The 1,373-nt window shown below is 40.9% G+C and carries 1 protein-coding gene; it reads right to left on the bottom strand.

The annotated features are described in order from the left end of the window. Positions 1 to 86: 86 nt before the first annotated feature. Positions 87 to 1,373: DUF8693 domain-containing protein (locus tag SAE01_RS24290; RefSeq protein ID WP_147206426.1), on the bottom strand; the 1,287-nt coding region annotated here is incomplete at its 5' end.

The raw sequence follows: 1,373 nt of genomic DNA on the forward strand, positions 1-1,373 counted from the left end.
ATACAATACATCATCGCAACAAATAAAACTGGTATTAATATTTTTCTTTTCATCGCTTTAGGGTTGATTGGTTTAGCAGATAGTTTTTATTCGACGACGATTTGTTCTGTTGTCCTGTTTTTGCCATTTGTTACATGTAGTTGATATACTCCTTTACTTACCACTGATTGTAGTGGTATAGATTGTGTCGATGATCCGCCTGCGTGGTTGATCGTTCTTGACAGGAGTTGTTGGCCAAGACCATTGAACAACCGGACGAAGTATTTTCCTGCAGGTTGGTTGTTTAGTTGCAGCACAAGGGTTTTATCTATCACAGGATTTTGATACACAACAATGGCTGCTTTGCCTGATCCAATCAATACTTTCACTACCTGGCTATACTTATAATCTCCTGATTTTTCTATCGCTTTTACACGGTAGAAGTTGTTTCCATTCAACGGATCTTTATCCAGCAGGGTATAAGAGACCGGGGTGTTGTTGTTGGCAGTTGGGGCAAAGGCACCTAGTTTTTTAAATGCTTGTCCATCTGCAGATTTTTCTACTTCATAGCTGCTTATGTTATTTTCCCTGGCTATGCTCCAGTCGACCTTTATGACCCCATTTTGTTGGTAGGCCTGTACAGTAGTTGCGTTTGAAGCAAGGGTTGAGCTTGTTTTAAATACTATTCTGAACCTCTCAGCAACAGATGAAGTGGTGTTGGCTGCCAGGCTAAAATCAATGACTGAAGGTTCAGTCATGCTGATTGGAGTGGAGGATTTAAGATAGGTATCTTCCAACCATGCCGATACAACGGATGAGAAGTTAGATGGCTCAAAACGGAGCTGGTAGTTTCTGCTGGTTGTATTACCCAGGTGTAAGAACAAGGTATCGCTTACATCAACGAGTGGCCTTCTCTCTATTGAAAGCTTGCTTGTGCCTCTTACTATAGAAAGATTTTCATTGATGTTTTCCATCTTTGGTCCATCTTCCATATTTACTGCTGCAGCATAATTGTTATTAAATTCATTTAAAACACCATCTGCAAGTATAGAGGTATCTGTATTTTTCAGGTACAGGCTTGTTCTCAAAACTTCACTTGTTCCATTGCCTGATCTAAAGCCGGTATTGTTGCTGACAGTAGATTTGCCGGTTTCATTAAAAACAAGCGATGCTGCGGCATTGGCTGTAGTCTGAACAAAAAATGCCTGGCCCGATTGCAGAATATTTGTTTGGGCACTTGCAGGTGTAATGCTGTAAGTACCTGTGCTGCCTGCATCATCTACCAGCACATATCCTCCTACAGTATTTAGCGAAGGATCCCATGCATAGAACCTTTTAGCAAGATTATTACGGGTAAGTAAACTAAAGTCAACAGCAGAAGCATAAGGATTGCC

The sequence above is a fragment of the Segetibacter aerophilus genome (genome assembly GCF_007991655.1).
Lineage (GTDB): Bacteria > Bacteroidota > Bacteroidia > Chitinophagales > Chitinophagaceae > Segetibacter > Segetibacter aerophilus.